Below are 20,160 nucleotides of genomic sequence, written 5' to 3'. Positions count from 1 at the left end.
CCATCCGCCGGGTAAGTTCTGCTACGCCTTGCGTGGCGGCTGCTTCATGTTTGCGGCGATTATAAGCCAGCACAACACCAGCGCCGAACACGCGAAAAACACGGCGCTTTGTCCGTCCACTTTCAGCAGCCATCCGCCCAGCATGCCGCCCATTGCAAGCCCGATCGACTGGGTGGTGTTATACACGCCGGCGGCCGCGCCCTTGCGTGTGCCCGGAGCAAGCTTCGACACCAGCGACGGCTGCGACGCCTCGAGCACGTTAAAGCCGAGGAAGTAGACGAAAAGGATCGCCGCCACACTCAGAATGGTATGGGGCGCGAGGCCCAGCAACAACTGGCCGATCAGGATAAGCGCGATCGCACCGAGTAATACCGCTTTCATCTTGCCGCGCTTTTCAGCCGCGATAATGGCCGGCACCATCATGACGAACGCAAGCCCCATCACCGGCAGATAAACCTTCCAGTGCGAGGCGACCGGCAAGCCGCCCGCCTCGAGAATGCGCGGCACGACGAGGAACAACGCGGTTTGCGTGGCGTGCAGCACGAGCACACCGAAGTTCAGGCGCAACAGTTCGACGTTATGCAGCACTTCCGCAAACGGCGCGCGTACGTGCACGGGCCTCGGCGCATCAGGCACGACCCACAGCACGACGCCGACGGCGAGGATCGAAAACACGCCGACGAGCGCGAACAGCCCGCTCATGCCGACCCAGTGGAACACGATCGGCGCGCCGACGATCGCCACGGCAAACGACACGCCGATACTTCCGCCGACCATCGCCATGGCCTTCGTGCGATGCTCTTCGGCGGTCAGATCGGCGATAAACGCGATCACCGCCGACGACACCGCGCCCATCCCCTGAATCACGCGCCCGACGATGATCCATGTCATGTCGTGCGCACCCGCCGCGACGAAACTGCCGAGCGCGAAAATCAGCAGGCCGGTAGCGATCACCGGCTTGCGGCCAGCCTTGTCAGACACCCAGCCGTAGAAAATGTAGAGCAGCGATTGCGTGACGCCATACGCACCCAGCGCGATACCGACGAGCAGCACGTTGTCGCCGCCGGGAATCGTTTTCGCGTAGATCGAAAACACCGGCATGATCATGAAGAGACCCAGCATGCGCAGCGCGAAAATCCCTGCGAGCGACACGGTCGCGCGCAGTTCAGGCGCGCTCATGCGTGAAGATGTGGCGGACGGATTGGACATCGGGAACGATATTCGAATGAACGGGTGGCGTAACGCGGGCGGCCTGCAGCATACGGCGCGGCGCTTCGAACAGCGCGACGCTGCTGCCTTGCAGTCGCGGGAAACATCCCCAGATGGGAGGCCTGAAACCCGTTCGCCGCGGCGCCTGACCGCGGTGTTTACAACCTGCCTCGCGCCTTTCGGACGCTGTCGGGAAGCTGTAACGACGGTCTCGAAAAGTCGTTATAGTAGCAGGTTTAGCCTTCTTCACTTTCCGCCAGGTTCATGGAACAAATCCGTATCCGTGGGGCACGCACCCACAACCTGAAGAACGTCAATCTCGACTTGCCGCGTCACAAGCTCATCGTGATTACCGGCCTGTCCGGCTCAGGCAAATCATCGCTGGCCTTCGATACGCTCTATGCGGAAGGACAGCGGCGCTACGTCGAAAGTCTGTCTGCCTACGCGCGGCAATTCCTGCAACTGATGGAAAAGCCCGACGTCGACCTGATCGAGGGGCTGTCGCCTGCCATTTCGATCGAGCAGAAGGCCACGTCGCACAATCCGCGCTCCACGGTGGGTACCGTCACCGAAATTCACGACTACCTGCGCCTGCTGTACGCGCGGGTCGGCACGCCGTACTGCCCCGACCACGAAATTCCGCTCGAGGTGCAAAGCGTCTCGCAGATGGTGGATGCCGCGCTCGCGCTGCCGGAGGAAACGAAGCTGATGATCCTTGCGCCGGTTGTGGCGAACCGCAAGGGTGAGCACGTCGAGCTGTTCGAGGAGATGCAGGCGCAGGGTTTCATCCGCTTTCGCGTGAGCTCGGGCGGCGGCACGGCAAACGAAGGTGTCGCGAAGATCTACGAAGTGGATTCGCTGCCGAAGCTGAAGAAGAACGACAAGCACACGATCGACGTCGTCGTCGACCGTCTGAAAGTGCGCCCCGACATGAAGCAGCGTCTCGCCGAATCGTTCGAAACGGCGTTGCGCCTCGCCGACGGTCGCGCGATCGCGCTCGAAATGGATACCAGCAAGGAACATCTGTTCAGCTCGAAGTTCGCCTGCCCGATCTGTTCATATTCACTGCAGGAACTGGAGCCGCGACTCTTCTCGTTCAACAACCCGATGGGCGCGTGTCCGGAATGTGACGGTCTCGGACAGATCACCTTCTTCGATCCGAAGCGGGTGGTTGCGCATCCATCGCTGTCGCTGGCGGCCGGCGCGGTCAAAGGCTGGGACCGGCGCAACCAGTTTTACTTCCAGATGTTGCAGAGCCTCGCCGCGTTCTACGAGTTCGACATCGACGTCGCCTTCGAAGACCTGCCGGAAAAGATCCGCAAGATCCTGCTGTTCGGTTCGGGCAAAGAGACCATTCCATTCTCGTACATGAACGAGCGCGGGCGCACATCGATTCGCGAGCACGTGTTCGAAGGGATCATCCCGAATCTGGAGCGCCGCTATCGCGAGACGGACTCGGTCGCGGTGCGCGAGGAACTGGCCAAATACCAGAACAACCAGGCATGCCCCGCCTGCGAAGGCACGCGCCTGCGTCGTGAGGCGCGTTTCGTGCGCATCAGCGCCGACGGTGACGCGCGCGGCATTTTCGAAGTGAGCGGCTGGCCGTTGCGCGACACGCTCGGCTATTTCCAGACATTGCGGCTCGAAGGCGCCAAGCGCGAGATCGCCGACAAGGTCATCAAGGAAATCGTCGCGCGCCTGATGTTCCTGAATAACGTCGGGCTGGATTACCTGTCGCTCGAACGGAGCGCGGAAACGCTGTCGGGCGGCGAGGCGCAGCGCATCCGTCTCGCGTCGCAGATCGGCTCCGGACTAACCGGCGTGATGTACGTCCTCGACGAACCGTCGATCGGCTTGCACCAGCGCGACAACGACCGGCTGATTTCGACGCTCAAGCATCTGCGCGACCTGGGCAACTCGGTGATCGTCGTCGAGCACGACGAGGACATGATCCGCATGGCCGACTACGTGGTCGACATGGGTCCGGGCGCCGGTGAACACGGTGGCATGGTGATCGCCGAAGGCACACCCAGACAGGTGCAGGCCGACCCGGCGTCGATGACCGGGCAGTACATGTCGGGCGCCCGGCGAATCGAGTATCCGGACGACCGCAAGCAACCCGACGAACGGCGGCTGCGCATCGTCGAGGCGTACGGCAACAATCTGAAGCACGTCACCCTCGACCTGCCGGTGGGCCTCCTGACCTGCGTCACAGGCGTATCCGGCTCCGGCAAGTCGACGCTGATCAACGACACGCTGTATCACGCGGTCTCCCGTCACCTCTATGGCTCGGCCGCCGAACCGGCGCCGCACGAGGCCATCGAAGGCCTCGAACATTTCGACAAGGTCATCAACGTCGACCAGTCGCCGATTGGCCGAACGCCGCGCTCGAACCCTGCCACCTATACGGGACTCTTCACGCCGATCCGTGAACTGTTCGCGGGTGTACCGGCCGCCAAGGAGCGTGGCTACGACCCGGGGCGCTTTTCGTTCAATGTGAAGGGCGGGCGCTGCGAAGCGTGTCAGGGCGACGGCGTGCTGAAGGTCGAGATGCACTTTCTGCCGGACGTGTACGTGCCGTGCGACGTCTGTCACGGCAAGCGCTACAACCGCGAAACGCTCGACGTTCAATACAAGGGCAAGAACATCAGCGAAGTACTCGACATGACGGTCGAAAACGCATACGAGTTCTTCAAGCCGGTGCCGGTGGTGGCGCGCAAGCTGAAAACACTGCTGGATGTGGGTCTCGGCTACATCCGGCTGGGGCAGTCGGCGACGACGCTGTCGGGCGGGGAGGCCCAGCGCGTCAAACTTTCGCTGGAACTGAGCAAGCGTGATACCGGTCGCACGCTGTATATCCTCGACGAACCGACGACTGGTCTGCACTTCCACGATATCGCGTTGCTGCTGGAAGTGATTCACCGGTTACGCGATCAGGGCAATACGGTCGTCATCATCGAGCATAATCTCGACGTGATCAAAACCGCCGATTGGGTGATCGATCTCGGGCCGGAAGGTGGCGCGGGCGGCGGACAGATCATTGCCCAGGGCACGCCGGAGCAGGTGACGAGGTCGAGGGCAAGTTTTACCGGAAAGTATCTGGCGCCGCTGCTCAAGCGTCAGGCGGCCGCAACAAAATAAAGCCTGCGAATCACCATAGGTAGAAGACGGGAAAGCCATGACCAAGCGAAATGAGGCGTCCGAAAAAGGGCAGGTGCAGGATCTGCGCGCGCGCCCGGTCAGGCTGACGAGCGATATGAGCCTGCCGAAGCTGTCTGCCGTGGAGATCGGCAGCTACGCGGTCGCGCTCCTGGCAATGTGGGCCGTGCTGGAACTGGGGCTTCTGGGCGCGCTGCTCGCGGGCATGCTCGTCTACCAGCTTGTCCATACGATATCGCCGCTCATCGAGCGGCGCGTGTCGAGCCATTGGGCACGGTGGATATCGGTCGTGCTGCTGTCGGCCGTGATCGTCGGCGGGCTGACGGGCCTTACGATCGGCATCATCGAACATTTCGAGCAGGACGTGCCGAGCGTGCAGAAACTACTCGAACAGATGATGCAACTGGTCGACCAGGCCCGCGGCCGGATTCCGCCTGCTGTCGCCGACTATCTGCCGGTCGACACCGAGCAGATGAAGACCAAGGCGACCATGCTGATGCATGAGCACGCGAATATGCTGCAACAGGGCGGCAAGAGCGCTGCACGCATCTTCGGGCATGTCGTAATCGGGATGATCATCGGGGCGATCATCGCGGTCGGTGCCCAGCGGCAGATGCAGCGCTTGCCGCTGTCGACCGCGTTTGTGACGCGCGTTGCGAGGTTTGCCGATGCGTTCCGGCGCATTGTCTTTGCGCAGATCAAGATTTCGACAATCAATGCGACGTTTACTGGCTTGTTCCTGCTGCTGGTTCTGCCGCTGTTTCATCAGCGGCTGCCATTGTCGAAGACGCTTGTGCTCGTAACGTTCATTGTCGGCTTGCTACCGGTGATCGGGAATCTGATCTCCAATACGCTGATCGTTGCGATTGCCTTATCGGTAAGCTTTACGGCTGCTGTCATGTCGCTTGTGTTTTTGATCCTGATTCACAAGCTTGAGTATTTTCTCAATGCACGGATTATTGGCGGTCAGATCGAGGCTCGCGCCTGGGAATTGCTCGTCGCCATGCTTGTGATGGAAGCTGCTTTTGGCATTACCGGCGTGATCGCTGCTCCAATTTTTTATGCCTACATCAAGCGGGAGCTGATTTATCTTCGGTTGGTGTGAGGCGGTGGCCTTTTTCTGGCGGCCTGCTTTTGTTTTTTGGCCTTTCCTTGATTTGTTAGTGGTTTATTAGCGTCGCCCCTGTGCGGGGCAATGCTCTCAACTTAAGCCTCAAAGAGCTTGTAAACGAGGCATTGGCCCTGTAAACTTCATTCAATAACTCCCTGATAAATCAACGATATGAACTCAAATACCAGCGTCCTCGCGGCTTCTGTCTGAGTTCTCCGATTTCCTGTTCGACCCGGCGCTCGCCGATCGCGTGCGTCGTTCTCCCCGCGCCTTTACCCGCAATCGCATACTGACCTTGCCGCGCATGGCCGCGCTGATGATGTCGGGCATGTGTGCCAGCGTGCAGGCCGAACTCGACGCGCTGTTTGGCGCACTGGACGAGCGCGGCGGCCGTACCCGCGCGGTCAGCGCACAGGCTTTCAGCAAGGCGCGTCGGGGACTGTCGGCCGAGCTGTTCGAACTGGCCCGCGCTCACCTGATTTCGCTGGCCCAACCCCATATCGATTCGATGCGCTGGAACGGCCTGAGGCTGGTCGCCGCCGACGGTAGCCGCCTGCGTGTAGGCACGCGTCGCGGCCATGAACTGCGCGCCGATCACTTCGCGTTTGCGCTGTTCCTGCCCGGGCCCGAGCTGACGCTGTACGCCGCGCTCCATCCCGCCGACGGCGCCGAGCGGCAGATGCTGTTCGAAGCGCTGGACGTGCTGCAGCCGCATACCGATCTGCTGCTGCTCGATCGGGGCTATATCGGCAACACGATGGTGGCCACGCTGGCGCAGCGCGAGATCCCGTTCTGCATGCGCGTCGATGCACGCAACTGGAAGTGCGTTGCCGACTTTACCCGCAGCGGTAAAGCCGAGCGCATCGTGACGCTGGATGCGCCCGGCGAGCAGGATGCCCGCGACTATGAACTGGCGCGTACGCCGAGCACCGTGCGCCTGATACGGGACGTCACGCCCAGCGGTCGCGTGCGTGTGCTGATGACCTCGCTGCTCGACGGCCAGCGGTATCCGGCTGCGTGTTTCGGGGCGCTCTATCATCAGCGCTGGCGCGTCGAGGAAGCGTTCAAACGCCTCAAGCACCGGCTGCGACTGGAGGCCGTGACAGGGCTCGATTACCTGGCATTGCAGCAGGACCTCGGCGCAAAAATCCTCGCTGACAACCTGTGCACACTGCTCAGCGACCTTGATGCCTCGCACGACGATGAATGTGCCAGCCGTCCTAACCGGGTGTACGCACTGGGCGCACTCAAGCCCATCCTCGGCGCGTGCCTTCTGCGCGTCCGCCACTGTCTGGATGGCCTCGCCACGGTACTTGCGCTCATCCACCAGAACCGATGCCGCATCCAGCACGCACGCTCCTATCCTCGACCGCCCAGAAAAGCCAAGCCCCATTTCCATCTCGCGTACAAGCTCGCTTGATCGAATGGGGCTTAAGTTGAGAGCATTGCCCCGCACAGGGGCAACGCTAATAGACCACAAGCAAATCAAGGAAAGGCCAACGTACCAGACAAAACAACCAACCCCTAAAGCCCGCGCAGCAATTATCGAAACACCACCGTCTTACTGCCATTCAAAACAATCCGATGCTCGACGTGCCACTTAACCGCCCGCGCGAGCGTCACACACTCGACATCACGCCCGATAGCCGTAAGCTGCTCCGGCGTCATACTATGATCAACGCGCTCGACTTCCTGCTCAATGATGGGACCTTCATCGAGATCCGTAGTCACATAGTGCGCAGTCGCACCAATCAACTTAACACCACGATCAAAAGCCTGATAGTACGGCTTGGCTCCCTTGAAGCTAGGCAGGAACGAGTGGTGAATATTGATCGCCCGCCCCTTCAGCCGGTCGCACAACTGCGGTGAAAGAATCTGCATATAGCGTGCAAGCACCACCAGATCCGCCTTGTGCTCATCGATCACTTCAAGCACCCGCGCCTCCTGGGCAGCCTTCGCATCCGGCGTCGACGCGGTCAGCGGAAAGTGGTGAAATGGTATGTCATAGCTGGCAGCCAGCTGATAAAACTCCTTGTGATTTGAAATGATTGCGGGAATCTCGATTCCCAACTGCCCAGTGCGATAGCGGAACAGCAGGTCGTTCAGGCAGTGACCGATCTTCGACACCATGATCACCACACGCGGCTTCACTGACGCGTCGTGCAACTCCCAGCGCATACCGAACTGCTCCGCCAGCGGATCGAACGATTCACGCAACACGTCCAGCCCAGGATCGCCGCCGACCTGCTGGAAATGCACACGCATGAAAAACTCGCCAGTATGGCTGTCGCCAAACTGCGCGGAGTCGAGAATGTTGCTGCCGCGCTCGAACAGAAAGCCGGACACCGCATGGACGATGCCGGGCCGGTCGGCGCACGACAGCTTGAGAATAAAGCTGTGTTCGGTCGACATGACCTGGGTAACTCCCTTCTTCAATCCGTAATCAGTTCAATTCAATTCAGCTCAGGGTGACCGTGCAGCGCACGCCGCCGGACGCTAGAAAACCGGCGGCACAAACAATGCCTCAATACCCGCACAGGCTTCCTCGTCGATCCAGCGCCGACGCAGCAGGCAATCGAGCGTCGCAAGGCTCGCATCGACCGTCATTGCGGATTCTTCGATCCAGCGCGCCACTTCGTCGATGCGCGCGAGCCGGTGTTCGCCCACTTCGCCATCCTGATTGCGCGGCGCGAAATCGACCGGCAACGCAAGGTCGTAGATGAAAATCTGCTCGGCCTGCGTGCCCTCGGGGATCGACTGCAACACATGAGCCGTGCGCCCCGCCACCGCGCGAGCGGCAATTTCTTCCGGAATGCCGGCTTCTTCCCAACACTCCTTGATGATGGTCGCCTCGATACCGAAGCCCCAACCGATGCCACCTGCGACCACGTTATCCAACATGCCCGGATCGGTCGCCTTCGTGTCGCTGCGGCGAGCTATCCACAATTGCGGCGCGCGATCGTCATATTCTACGACGCCGTTCAGGTGCACCGCGTACGTCGTCGTGCCAAAGAAGCGCGATGCCGCGCGCTCGATGTACGCGAGCGGCGGTGCATCGAACGCATTGCGGATCGCATAGGTCTCGTCGCGCCAGCCGGGAATCCGGCCATCCGCCGCGAGCGCGCCGATCACGGCGCCCAGTGCCGCGCTGCGCAGATCCACCGTATCGAACCGCGCCGACAGCGTCACGCCCGCACCGTCGATATCGAATACATCGGGCCATCGCGTGAGCAGCGGCACGTCGCTCGCGCGGATCCAGCCAACCTGCTGCGCGTCGATCCAGAACGGCTCGTGCGCGCGTGCGTCGAAGCGGCGCGCCGCGCTGATACAAGGCAAAGTCATGGCCGCTCTCCCGCTTCAGTCGCGCAACGCAACGCGAATGCCGATCGCGATGAAGGTCGCGCCCGCGAGGCGGTCGAGCCACACGCCAAGCCGCGGGCGGCGTCGCAGCCAACTTCCGATCATGCCCGCACAGACACCGAACAGCGAAAATATGACGACCGTCTGCAGCATGAACAACAGGCCCAGTTCTAGCATCTGCAACGTGACGCCCTGCGCGCCGTGCGGGTCGACGAACTGCGGCAGGAACACGATAAAAAAGAGCGTCACCTTCGGATTCATCATGTTGCCGAGCACGCTCTGCCGGAACACCGACAGGAGCGGCTGCGGCGGACGCTCATGGGCCGTCGCGAGCCCCTGGCTGCGCAGCGCCTTGATGCCGATCCAGATCAGGTACGCGGCGCCCGCCAGCTTGATCGCCTGAAACGCCATGGGCGACGAACGCAGCAATACGGCCACGCCGAGCGCTGCGAGCGTCGTGTGAAACGTTACGCCCGCGGCAAAACCGAGTGCGGCCACGAAGCCGGCGGCGCGCCCCTGCGAGATGCCGCGCGCGAGAACCTGCAGGTTGTCCGGGCCAGGCGCCAGCGTGATCGCGATCGACGTCGCAAGAAAAAGGACGAAATTGGGCATCGTTCGAAGTCTCCGTTCTGGATGTGCGCAGCGTGCGTCAGTGGCCGCCGAATTCGGTGACCGTGTAGAGCGGCAGGCCCGCCTCGCGCAACAGACGCGCGCCGCCCAGTTCCGGCAGATCGATGATCGCCGCGCCCTCCACCACCACCGCACCAAGACGCTCCAGCAGTTTCTTGCCGGCCATCATCGTGCCGCCGGTCGCGATCAGGTCGTCGACGATCACGACGCGGTCGCCCGGCCCGCATGCGTCTTCATGGACCTCCACCGTCGCCGAACCGTATTCGAGCTGATACGACTCGGATACCGTCTTGTAGGGCAGCTTGCCGAGCTTGCGGATCGGGATGAAACCAAGGTTCAGTTCGTAAGCGAGAATCGGCCCGATGATGAAGCCACGCGCGTCGAGGCCCGCGACATAGTCGAGCTTCGCATCGATGTAGCGCAGCACGAACAGGTCGATCAGCACTCGCATCGCTTTCGGATGCTGCAGCAGCGGCGTGATGTCGCGAAACTGCACGCCTGGCTGCGGCCAGTCAGGCACCGTCCGGATCTGGCTTCTCACGAACCCGGCCGCGTCGAGCGGCGCGCTGACGGGCGCGTTGAGCGACGCATTGGCAGGCGCATTGGACATGATGTCTCCCGGTAATCCAGTTTGATGGCCGCAGTGTGGCCGTTCAGTGTAGTCCGGCGGCAGCTGGCCGCCCGGCAGTTCGGCGGGTCAGGCGAGCGCTGCGCCCGCGCGCCGATGTTTCGACAGCCGCTCTTCCGCCTCGGCCAGCGCCTCGGGCAGCCCGCGCAGCACGACGATGTCGTTCGCACGCAGACGCGTTTCGGGGTCGGGCTCGACGCCGCGAATCCCGTGCCGGCGAATCGCCGTCACCTCGACGCCCAGTTCGAACAGGCCAAGCTCCGCGAGCGTGCGACCGACCGCGTCGGCCTTTTCGTCGACCGGCACCGATTGTAGCCGCACCTGCTCGGGACCGTCGTCATCTTCCATGTCGTCGGCGCCGTGGAAATAACCGCGCAGCATGCTGTAACGCGCATCGCGCATTTCCTCGACGCGCCGCACGACGCGCCGCATCGGCACGCCCATCAGCACGAGCGTGTGCGATGCCAGCATCAGGCTGCCTTCGATAATCTCCGGGATCACTTCGGTCGCGCCCGCTGCAAGCAGTTTCTCGAGCTCGGCATCGTCGACGGTGCGCACGATCACGGGCAGCGTCGGTTCGAGTTCGTGGATGTTATGCAGCACGCGCAGCGCGGACGGCGTGTTCGCGTAGGTGATCGCCACCGTCGCGCAACGATGGATACCGGCCGCCAGCAACGACTCGCGCCGCCCGGCATCGCCGAACACCACCGACTCGCCGGCCGCCGCGGCAGCCGCTACGCGATCGGGGTCGAGGTCGAGCGCGACGTACGAAAGACCTTCCTGTTCAAGCATGCGCGCGAGGTTCTGCCCGGCACGGCCGTAACCGCAGATGATCACGTGGCCGCTCTGCTTCAGGCTCTGCGTCGCGATGCGCGTCATCTGCAAGGATTGCTGCATCCATTCTGTCGACGATAGCCTCAGCACGATGCGATCCGCGTTCTGGATCAGGAACGGCGCGGCCAGCATCGACAGCAGCATGGCGGCAAGAATGGCCTGCAACAACGTCGGATCGACGAGATGCTTGTCGAGAATCAGGTTCAGCAGCACGAAGCCGAACTCGCCCGCCTGCGCAAGACCGATGCCGGTGCGCATCGCGACACCCGCCGATGCGCCAAAAAGCCGCGATAGCGCGGTGATCATCACCGCCTTCAGCAGCACCGGCCCGAGCAGGAAGCCGAGCACGATGAACGGATGCTCCCAGATCACGCGCGGGTTCAGCAGCATGCCGGTGGTCACGAAGAAGAGGCCGAGCAGCACGTCGCGAAACGGCTTGATGTCCTCTTCGACCTGGTGGCGGTAAGGCGTCTCGGCGATCAACATGCCGGCAATGAACGCGCCGAGCGCGAGCGACAGGCCGAACCTGTCGGTGATGAATGCGCAACCGAGCGTGACGAGCAGCAGGTTCAGGATGAACAGTTCCTGCGAGCGCCGCCGCGCCACCACATTGAACCAGCGCGTCATGAAACGCTGGCCGACGATCAGCAGCACCGACAGCGCGACGACGATCTTGATCGACGCGAGACCGAGCGCCTCGACGAGGTGGGTCGAGTCGCTGCCGAATGCCGCGATGATGATGAGGAGAGGCACCACTGCCAGATCCTGGAACAGCAGCACGCCGAAAATGTTGCGGCCATGTGCTGTCTCGATTTCGAGGCGCTCCGCGAGCATCTTGCTGACGATAGCCGTCGACGACATCGCCAGCGCACCGCCCAGCGCAACGCTCGCCTCCCACGTGATGTGCACCCAGCGTTCCACCACGTAGCCGAGCGCGAGCGCGACGGCAATCGTGCCTAGCACCTGCAGCAGGCCGAGGCCGAACACGACCCGGCTCATCGTGCGCAGCTTCGAGAGCGAAAACTCCAGCCCGATCGAGAACATCAGGAACACGACGCCGAATTCGGCCAGATTCTGCGCGCCCGCCGAATCCGGCACGATCCCGAACGCGTGCGGACCGACGACGCTGCCTACCGTCAGATACCCGAGCATCGGCGGCAGGTTCAGATACCGGAACAGAACGACCCCCGCCACTGAAGCCAGCAGCAGGAAGAGCGTCATTTCGAGCGGGGAAATCATTGGGAAACGCGCATCGACGGAAGCGTCCTCGTTCGTCAGCGGAACCGTCGCGGGAAAACGCCCGTGCGACAAGGTTATGGGGCCTGTGAAGGCAACGGCCGGGAAGGTCTGGCCCGGCGCGGCGAACAAACGCCTTTGCTATACTCCGCGAATGATAGCGAAAATCAATGGCGACCGGGCACTCGCGCTCGCTCGCGACGTGCTCGACATCGAAGCGGACGCCGTGCGCACGCTTCGCAATCAACTCGACGACGGTTTTGTCGAGGCGATCGACTTCATCCTTAGCTGCCGCGGGCGCGTCGTCGTCTCCGGCATCGGCAAATCCGGGCATATCGCCCGCAAGCTCGCGGCCACGCTCGCGAGCACGGGCACGCCCGCGTTCTTCGTACATCCGGCCGAAGCAAGCCACGGCGACCTCGGCATGGTCACCGCTGACGACGTCTTCGTCGCGATGTCCAATTCAGGCGAATCCGAAGAACTCATCGCGATCCTGCCGCTCATCAAGCGCCTCGGCGCGAAGCTGATCGCCATCACCGGGCGGCCGGCTTCGAGTCTGGCGCAGCTTTCCGATGTGCATCTGAACGCCGGCGTCAGTAAGGAAGCCTGTCCGCTGAACCTCGCGCCGACCGCCAGCACCACCGCCGCGCTCGCGCTCGGCGATGCGCTCGCGGTCGCGGTGCTCGACGCCCGGGGCTTCGGCGCCGATGACTTCGCCCGGTCGCATCCGGGCGGCTCGCTCGGCCGGCGTCTCCTGACTTATGTACGCGACGTGATGCGCAGCGGCGACGAGATCCCGAAGGTCAGGCTCGAAGTCACCGTGCGCGACGCGCTCTTCCAGCTCACGGCGAAGCGCATGGGCATGACGGCGATCGTCGATACGAACGACCGCGTCAGGGGCATTTTCACCGATGGCGACCTGCGCCGTGTGCTGGAACGGACGGGCGACTTTCGCGAACTGCCGATCGCGGACGTGATGACTAAAGGCCCGCGCACGATCGGTCCGGACCATCTGGCGGTCGAGGCGGTGGAACTGATGGAGCGGCATCGGATCAATCAGATGCTGGTCGTCGATGAAACGGGCAAGCTCATCGGCGCGCTCAACATGCACGACCTGTTCTCGAAGAAGGTGATCTGATGGCCGCCCCGCTTACCGCCACTGAACGCGCGAGCCGCGTCAAGCTGATGATTTTCGACGTCGACGGCGTGCTGACCGACGGCAGCCTGATGTTCACGGCCGAAGGCGACACGATGAAGGCGTTCAACTCGATGGACGGCCACGGCGCGAAGCTGTTGCGCGAAGCCGGCATCGACACGGCGATCATCACCGGCCGCAAATCGGGCATCGTCGCGGCGCGCGCCAAGGAACTGAAGATCACGCATCTGTACCAGGGGATCGAAAACAAACCCGCCGCATTCGCCGACCTGCTCCAGCAGACGGGGCTCACGGCCGACGTCTGCGGCTACATGGGCGACGACTGGGTCGACCTCGCCGTGATGCTGAAGGTCGGCTTCGCGGCGGCGCCCGCCAATTCGCATCCGGAAGTGATCGCACGCGCCCACTGGGTGAGCGAAGCGCGCGGCGGCCACGGCGCCGTGCGTGAAGTGTGCGACGCGCTGCTGCGCGCGCAGCACCGCTACGACGCGTTGCTCGCCGCGGCGTGCAGCGGCGAGCAGCGGGGCCTTGTCGGATGAACCGGTTCCGCCTGACCTCGCTGATTCCGCTCGTCACAATGGCAGCGCTCGCCGGTATCACATACTGGCTGCTGCAGGCGACATTGCCTCCTCCGAACGAAGGCGCGCCGCACGGGAAGTCGCACACACCAGACTATTTCGCCGACAACTTCTCGGTGTCCGAGCTCGACCAGTCCGGCGCGACGCAATATCGCCTGACCGCGACGCACCTCGTGCACTACGAAGACGACGAAAACAGCGATCTCACCAATCCCGCCATCCGCGCGTTCCAGCCGGGCAAGCCGATCGTCACGGCGACCGGAGAACGCGGGACGGTGAACGCCGACGCGTCCATCGTCAACATGTACGACAACGCGCGGATCCTGCGCGCCGCCGGCAACGGCGACCCGGCCATGCAGGCCGACTCGGAGCATTTCCGCGTGCTGGTCAATGACGATGTGATCGAGACCGAAAAGCCGGTTAAACTTCAGCGCGGCCTGTCCGTCATGACGGCCAGCGGCATGAACTACAACAACGTATCCCGGGTCATGCAGCTGTTCGGCAATGTGCGTGGCGCGATCGCCGCGTCCGACAGCGCGGGCGGCTCGCTCAGGCAACCCGGGTAATCCATTCCAGGCATGACTCTGCATGAACGAATCGTTCCCTCGTCTTGACACCGGCCGTCGAAGTACGCCGTCCGCGCACCGCGCCGGCCTGGCCGCACTGCTCATGGCACTGTCGCTTGCCGGCTTCGCGCCGTTCGCGCATGCCGAGCGTGCCGACAAGGACAAACCGCTCAACATTGAAGCGGACAACATGACCTACGACGACCTGAAGCAGGTGAACATTTTCACCGGGCACGTCGTGGCGACCAAAGGCACGATCGTCATCAAGGCCGATCGTGTCGAAGTGCACCAGGACCCGCAGGGCTACCAGTACGCGACGGGCACGTCGACGGGCAATAACCTCGCCTATTTCCGCCAGAAGCGCGAAGGCGTCGACGAATATGTCGAGGGCACGGCTGAGCGCATCGACTACGACGGCAAGCAGGACCTGACCACGCTGACGACGCGCGCGACCGTGCGCCGCCTGCAAGGCCTCTCGACGTTGATGGATGAAGTGCATGGCAGCGTGATCACGTACGACGGTCAGAACGACTTCTATACGGCGAAAGCCGGCAAGGACGTCGCCGGCCCGGGCAACCCGGCCGGCCGGGTGCGCGCCATGTTGTCGCCGCGTAACGGCGGTGTCGCCCCCCTGAACGGCGCATCGGCGACACTTGCGCCATCCACGCAGATCCGCACTGACGGGCAGTCCCAGCAAGGGCAGGAAACCACCAGGCCATGAATGCTCCCGCCCTCCCCAATCGCAAGCCGGCTGGCACCAGCAGTTCGCTCAACGTCCGTAACCTGAAAAAGCGCTACGGTTCCCGCACGGTCGTGAAAGACGTTTCGCTCGACGTGAAAAGCGGCGAAGTCGTCGGATTGCTGGGCCCGAACGGCGCGGGCAAGACCACGTCGTTTTACATGATCGTCGGACTCGTGCCGCTCGATGCTGGGCAAATCGAACTCGACGGCAGGTCGATCAGCCTGCTGCCGATCCACAAGCGCGCGTCGCTCGGGCTGTCGTATCTGCCGCAGGAAGCATCCGTGTTCCGCAAGCTCACCGTCGAGGAAAATATTCGCGCGGTGCTCGAACTGCAGCACGAAGACGACGGCAAGCGGCTCTCGAAAGACGCAATCGCCACGCGCACCGAAGCCCTGCTGGACGAATTGCAGATCGCGCATCTGCGCGAAAATCCGGCGCTGTCGCTGTCGGGCGGCGAACGGCGGCGCGTCGAAATCGCGCGCGCGCTCGCGACCAATCCGAGCTTCATTCTGCTCGACGAGCCGTTCGCGGGCGTCGATCCGATCGCTGTTCTGGAAATCCAGAAGATCGTGAAGTTTCTCAAGCAGCGCAATATCGGCGTGCTGATCACCGACCACAATGTGCGTGAAACGCTCGGCATTTGTGACCACGCGTACATTATCAGCGACGGCAGCGTGCTAGCCGCCGGCGCGCCTGGCGATATCATCGAAAACGAAAGCGTGCGGCGCGTCTATCTGGGCGAGCACTTCCGCATGTAACCGCAGCAAGGGCACGCTGCGGCACCCACAACCTTGTGTGGGCTGCGAGCCCTGTGCTACCGCAATATCGGTCAATCTGACGGGTTGCATCATATGCGCCCGCCAACCCCGAAACCGTGTAACAGGCTTATTTGCGACTGTTGCAAGGTATCGCGCTCGTGGCAAACTCTCTACAATGAATCTCAACTTGCCATGAAAGCCAGCCTCCAACTCCGCCTGTCGCAGCATCTTGCGCTGACCCCGCAACTACAGCAGTCCATCCGGCTGCTGCAGTTGTCTACGCTTGAGCTGCAGCAGGAGGTCTCAATGGCGATCGCCCAGAATCCGCTCCTCGAAAACGAGGACGACTGGATTGCGAGCCCGCTGCGCGTGGCCGCGGACGGCTCCCTGATCGCGCAGGCGCCGGGTAACGCGCCCACGCAGGAGCAGATGGGCAATGCTACGCCCTCCACGTCGACCACGAGTGAGCGCGCGGAGAACGCCGAGCCGCAGGGCGTCGACGAATACAACGGTCTTGCCGCCGACAGCAACGGCGACGCCAGCCAGTGGAATCTGGACGACTACGGCCGCTCGGGCATCGCCTCGGATGATGACGACCTGCCGCCTTTGCAGATCCACGAATCGAGCACCAGCCTGCGCGACCACCTGATGGCGCAGTTGCGCGTCACCCAGGCCGGCCAGCGCGACCGCGCGCTCATCACCTTCCTGATCGAATCGCTCGACGACGACGGCTATCTGGCCGCCACGCTCGAAGAAGTGCTGGCGGACCTGCCGGAAGAACTGGAAGTCGATCTGGACGAACTGAACGCGGCGCTCGCGCTGCTGCACAGCTTCGATCCGGCTGGCGTCGGCGCCCGCTCTGCGTCGGAGTGTCTGAAGCTGCAACTTTTACGGCTCGAATCGTCGCCGACGCGCACGCTTGCGCTCGAGATCGTGGCCCACTACCTGGAACTGCTCGCGGCGCGCGATTTCACGCGTCTGCGCAAGCACCTGAAGGCCAGCGACGACGACCTGCGCGACGCCCACGCCTTGATCCGCTCGCTCGAACCGTTCCCGGGCGCCGCTTACGGCAAGGCCGAGGCAGACTACGTCGTGCCGGACATCATGGTGAAGCGCACGGCGCAGGGCTGGGTCGCCGAACTCAATCCGGAAGTGGTGCCGAAGCTGCGTATCAACCACCTGTACGCCAATATTCTGCGTAACAGTCGGGGAGACCCTGGCAGTGGTTCGCTGCGTCAACAACTGCAGGAAGCGCGCTGGCTGATCAAGAATATCCAGCAAAGGTTCGAGACAATCCTGAGAGTTGCGCAGGCCATTGTCGAGCGTCAAAAGAGCTTCTTTGCGCACGGTGAAATTGCCATGCGCCCCTTGGTTTTGCGGGAAATAGCTGATACGCTGGGTTTACACGAGTCGACTGTCTCGCGTGTGACAACCGGCAAGTACATGCTCACCCCGTTCGGGACGCTTGAATTTAAGTACTTCTTTGGATCACACGTTTCAACTGACACGGGTGGCGCTGCTTCATCTACCGCGATCCGCGCACTCATCAAACAACTGATAGGAGCAGAAGACCCCAAATCTCCTCTTTCAGACAGCCGCATAGCCGAACTGCTGGCGGAACAGGGCTTCGTCGTGGCGCGACGTACCGTCGCGAAGTACCGGGAAGCGCTGAAAATCCCCGCGGTTAACCTGCGCAAGTCTCTGTAGCCAGTCGCATACTGCAGCTGGCATTTACCGGCCGCGACGCCATTGGCGCCAATGGCCGGCCGATGCGACCCGTCTGCACAAGTCACCCGGGGGGACTGGAAGGCGAGCCGATAGTTCGACCGGCGTTGTCGCATCCATGCACGTCAATGCGGCCACTAGCATGGAGAAGCACTATGAATCTGAAGATCAGTGGACACCATCTCGAAGTAACGCCTGCGTTGCGCGAATACGTGATCACCAAACTGGATAGGGTGCTAAGACATTTCGATCAGGTAATCGATGGCAGTGTGGTCCTCTCGGTCGACAACCACAAGGAAAAGGAAAAGCGGCAAAAGGTTGAAATTAACCTGCATCTAAAGGGCAAGGACATTTTCGTCGAGAGCGCGGATGGCGACCTGTACGCCGCAATCGACCTGATGATAGACAAGCTGGACAGACAAGTCATTCGTCACAAGGATCGCCTGCAGGGCCATCAGCATGAAGCGATCAAGTACCAACCGCTGGCACCGCAAATCGAAGTGCCGCCGCAATAAGGAACATTAGAAGGGTTCCTTTACCCCCGCCAAGCCGCCCGGATACGGGCGGTTTTTCATTAGGCGTCCGGCTTGTCACAGCCTGCCCGGGCGGCATGTGCATCCCCTCCTGGAAGGCGCTGTTTCATCGATGGCGCGCCGCACCATCCGTGTCCACCCTGTTCTATAATGTTCCGGTTACTATCGGGGTCATTCAGCGGTAGTCCTGCGCTTTTGGTCTGCGCCGCACATCGCCGTAAGCATCTTTCGAACATGGAACGCCACCCATCCGCTACGGCGAGGAGAATCCAGGCCACGTTTCCGCCTGTCAACATGAATCGTTTAGCCAAATATCTTCCCCTCGAGAACGTCGTCCTCGGCCTCGCCGTCACCAGCAAGAAACGCGTCTTCGAGCAAGCGGGCCTGATCTTCGAGAACCAGAACGGCATTGCCCGCAGCACGGTCACTGACAATCTGTTTGCGCGCGAGCGCCTCGGATCGACGGGGCTTGGCGAAGGCGTCGCGATTCCGCACGGGCGGATCAAGGGCCTGAAGCAGCCGCTCGCCGCGTTCGTGCGCCTCGCCGACCCCATTCCCTTCGAATCGCCCGACGGTCAGCCGGTTTCGCTGCTGATCTTCCTGCTAGTGCCGGAACAGGCCACCCAGCAGCATCTGGAGATCCTGTCGGAAATCGCGCAACTGCTGTCCGATCGTGAAGCCCGCGAGCGGCTGCATACGGAAGAGGACCGCGAGGCGTTGCATCGCCTGCTCACTCAGTGGCAACCTTGATGTATTGACGGTTTTGACGGCGGCGCTCACTGCACGAGGTTTATACCGGCACCGGCACTGGCGTGCGCCGGCCAGGCCCGGGCGGTAAAAGAAACAGATGCGAAGCCCGCTGTGAAGCGAAGTGCAAGACCCGGCGCGCGGGGCCAGCGGCACATAACGGAGTCACGGACTCATGGATACGTCCAGCATCAACGCCCAAAGCATTTTCGACGACAACGCCGCCTCGCTGAAACTCAGCTGGCTGACCGGGCATGAAGGCTGGGAGCGTGGTTTTTCAGCAGAAACGGTGGCGAATGCGACCTCGAGTGCCGACCTCGTCGGCCACCTGAACCTGATCCATCCGAACCGGATCCAGGTGCTCGGCGATGCCGAAATCGACTATTACCAGCGCCAGGCCGATGACGACCGCTCGCGCCACATGGCGGAGCTCATCGCCCTCGAGCCGCCTTTCCTGGTGGTCGCAGGCGGCGTCGCCGCGCCCCCGGAACTGGTGCTGCGCTGCACCCGCTCGTCGACCCCGCTCTTCACCACTCCCATGTCGGCCGCCGCCGTCATCGACAGCCTGCGCCTCTACATGTCGCGCATACTCGCGCCGCGCGCGACGCTGCACGGGGTGTTCCTCGACATTCTCGGCATGGGGGTGCTGCTCACCGGCGACTCGGGCCTCGGCAAGAGCGAACTCGGTCTTGAACTGATCAGCCGCGGCCACGGCCTCGTGGCCGACGACGCGGTGGATTTCGTCCGTCTCGGCCCGGATTTCGTCGAAGGACGCTGCCCGCCGCTCCTGCAGAATCTGCTCGAAGTGCGCGGCCTCGGCCTCCTCGACATCAAGACGATCTTCGGTGAAACGGCCGTGCGTCGGAAAATGAAGCTGAAGCTGATCGTCCAGCTCGTGCGCCGTCCCGATGGCGAATTCCAGCGCCTGCCGCTCGAAAGCCAGACCGTCGATGTGCTCGGCCTGCCGATCAGCAAGGTCACGATTCAGGTGGCAGCCGGGCGAAATCTCGCGGTGCTGGTCGAAGCCGCGGTCCGCAACACGATCCTGCAACTGCGCGGCATCGATACGTTGCGCGACTTCATGGACCGCCAGCGTCTGGCGATGCAGGATCCGGACAGCCAGTTTCCCGGCAAGCTGATCTGACGTGATCTCTGCTGCACGCATCGAGGCATGGTGGCGCAGGCACG

The 20,160-nt window shown here is 62.5% G+C and carries 18 protein-coding genes; 12 read left to right on the top strand and 6 right to left on the bottom strand.

Annotated elements, in window-relative coordinates; all coding sequences use genetic code 11:
• Positions 1–21: 21 nt before the first annotated feature.
• Positions 22–1,209 (bottom strand): MFS transporter, encoded by a 1,188-nt coding sequence (locus B0G77_RS08585; protein WP_133661748.1) that lies wholly within the window; start codon positions 1,207–1,209, stop codon positions 22–24.
• A 264-nt stretch (positions 1,210–1,473) separates the two neighbouring features.
• Here B0G77_RS08585 and uvrA point away from each other — a divergent pair, with 264 nt between their 5' ends.
• The 3 genes from uvrA to B0G77_RS08570 all read left to right on the top strand — a co-directional run bounded on the left by uvrA (position 1,474) and on the right by B0G77_RS08570 (position 6,899).
• Entirely contained in the window at positions 1,474–4,350 is a 2,877-nt protein-coding gene (gene uvrA / locus B0G77_RS08580) for an excinuclease ABC subunit UvrA (RefSeq protein ID WP_133661747.1), read from the top strand.
• Positions 4,351–4,387: 37 nt separating this feature from the next.
• On the top strand, positions 4,388–5,473 hold the full coding sequence (locus B0G77_RS08575) for an AI-2E family transporter (protein WP_133661746.1): 1,086 nt from the start codon (positions 4,388–4,390) through the stop codon (positions 5,471–5,473).
• A 187-nt stretch (positions 5,474–5,660) separates the two neighbouring features.
• Complete coding sequence (locus B0G77_RS08570) at positions 5,661–6,899, top strand: IS4 family transposase (protein ID WP_347814176.1); 1,239 nt, start codon at positions 5,661–5,663, stop codon at positions 6,897–6,899.
• A 122-nt stretch (positions 6,900–7,021) separates the two neighbouring features.
• Here B0G77_RS08570 and purU read toward each other — a convergent pair whose 3' ends face one another.
• From purU to B0G77_RS08545, 5 genes are all read right to left on the bottom strand, one after another.
• Positions 7,022–7,891 (bottom strand): formyltetrahydrofolate deformylase, encoded by an 870-nt coding sequence (purU, locus tag B0G77_RS08565; RefSeq protein ID WP_133661744.1) that lies wholly within the window; start codon positions 7,889–7,891, stop codon positions 7,022–7,024.
• A gap of 84 nt (positions 7,892–7,975) precedes the next feature.
• Entirely contained in the window at positions 7,976–8,821 is an 846-nt protein-coding gene (locus B0G77_RS08560; protein ID WP_133661743.1) for a DUF4743 domain-containing protein, read from the bottom strand.
• Positions 8,822–8,836: 15 nt separating this feature from the next.
• Positions 8,837–9,451 (bottom strand): LysE family translocator, encoded by a 615-nt coding sequence (locus B0G77_RS08555; protein WP_133661742.1) that lies wholly within the window; start codon positions 9,449–9,451, stop codon positions 8,837–8,839.
• Between the two features lie 37 nt (positions 9,452–9,488).
• Positions 9,489–10,079, bottom strand: a complete 591-nt coding sequence (locus tag B0G77_RS08550; RefSeq protein WP_133661741.1) for an adenine phosphoribosyltransferase — start codon at positions 10,077–10,079, stop codon at positions 9,489–9,491.
• A gap of 87 nt (positions 10,080–10,166) precedes the next feature.
• Positions 10,167–12,170 carry a monovalent cation:proton antiporter family protein gene (locus B0G77_RS08545; protein ID WP_133661740.1) on the bottom strand — a complete coding sequence of 668 codons (2,004 nt, stop codon included), beginning with the start codon at positions 12,168–12,170 and terminating at the stop codon, positions 10,167–10,169.
• A gap of 151 nt (positions 12,171–12,321) precedes the next feature.
• Here B0G77_RS08545 and kdsD point away from each other — a divergent pair, with 151 nt between their 5' ends.
• The 9 genes from kdsD to hprK all read left to right on the top strand — a co-directional run bounded on the left by kdsD (position 12,322) and on the right by hprK (position 20,116).
• Positions 12,322–13,305, top strand: a complete 984-nt coding sequence (gene kdsD, locus B0G77_RS08540) for an arabinose 5-phosphate isomerase KdsD (protein WP_133661739.1) — start codon at positions 12,322–12,324, stop codon at positions 13,303–13,305.
• The gene (locus B0G77_RS08535) at positions 13,302–13,862 is read left to right on the top strand and encodes an HAD family hydrolase (RefSeq protein ID WP_243751111.1); all 561 of its coding nucleotides are present in this window, start codon (positions 13,302–13,304) and stop codon (positions 13,860–13,862) included. Before kdsD ends, B0G77_RS08535 begins: the two co-directional genes overlap by 4 nt.
• Complete coding sequence (gene lptC, locus B0G77_RS08530; protein WP_133661737.1) at positions 13,859–14,467, top strand: LPS export ABC transporter periplasmic protein LptC; 609 nt, start codon at positions 13,859–13,861, stop codon at positions 14,465–14,467. The genes B0G77_RS08535 and lptC overlap by 4 nt, the downstream gene beginning before the upstream one ends.
• 22 nt (positions 14,468–14,489) lie before the next feature.
• Positions 14,490–15,188 carry a lipopolysaccharide transport periplasmic protein LptA gene (gene lptA, locus B0G77_RS08525; protein ID WP_133661736.1) on the top strand — a complete coding sequence of 233 codons (699 nt, stop codon included), beginning with the start codon at positions 14,490–14,492 and terminating at the stop codon, positions 15,186–15,188.
• Positions 15,185–15,967, top strand: coding sequence for an LPS export ABC transporter ATP-binding protein (gene lptB / locus B0G77_RS08520; protein WP_133661735.1), 783 nt, complete (start codon positions 15,185–15,187; stop codon positions 15,965–15,967). Before lptA ends, lptB begins: the two co-directional genes overlap by 4 nt.
• A gap of 192 nt (positions 15,968–16,159) precedes the next feature.
• Positions 16,160–17,674 carry an RNA polymerase factor sigma-54 gene (locus B0G77_RS08515; RefSeq protein WP_133661734.1) on the top strand — a complete coding sequence of 505 codons (1,515 nt, stop codon included), beginning with the start codon at positions 16,160–16,162 and terminating at the stop codon, positions 17,672–17,674.
• A gap of 173 nt (positions 17,675–17,847) precedes the next feature.
• On the top strand, positions 17,848–18,207 hold the full coding sequence (gene raiA, locus B0G77_RS08510) for a ribosome-associated translation inhibitor RaiA (RefSeq protein WP_133661733.1): 360 nt from the start codon (positions 17,848–17,850) through the stop codon (positions 18,205–18,207).
• A gap of 252 nt (positions 18,208–18,459) precedes the next feature.
• Positions 18,460–18,975 carry a PTS sugar transporter subunit IIA gene (locus tag B0G77_RS08505; protein WP_133661732.1) on the top strand — a complete coding sequence of 172 codons (516 nt, stop codon included), beginning with the start codon at positions 18,460–18,462 and terminating at the stop codon, positions 18,973–18,975.
• A 172-nt stretch (positions 18,976–19,147) separates the two neighbouring features.
• Positions 19,148–20,116 (top strand): HPr(Ser) kinase/phosphatase, encoded by a 969-nt coding sequence (gene hprK, locus B0G77_RS08500; protein ID WP_133661731.1) that lies wholly within the window; start codon positions 19,148–19,150, stop codon positions 20,114–20,116.
• Positions 20,117–20,160 lie beyond the last annotated feature (44 nt).

The organism is Paraburkholderia sp. BL10I2N1 (assembly GCF_004361815.1).
Taxonomy (GTDB): domain Bacteria; phylum Pseudomonadota; class Gammaproteobacteria; order Burkholderiales; family Burkholderiaceae; genus Paraburkholderia.
The sequence above is the reverse complement of the archived record's forward strand: the minus strand, read 5'-3'. Positions and strand labels throughout refer to the sequence as shown.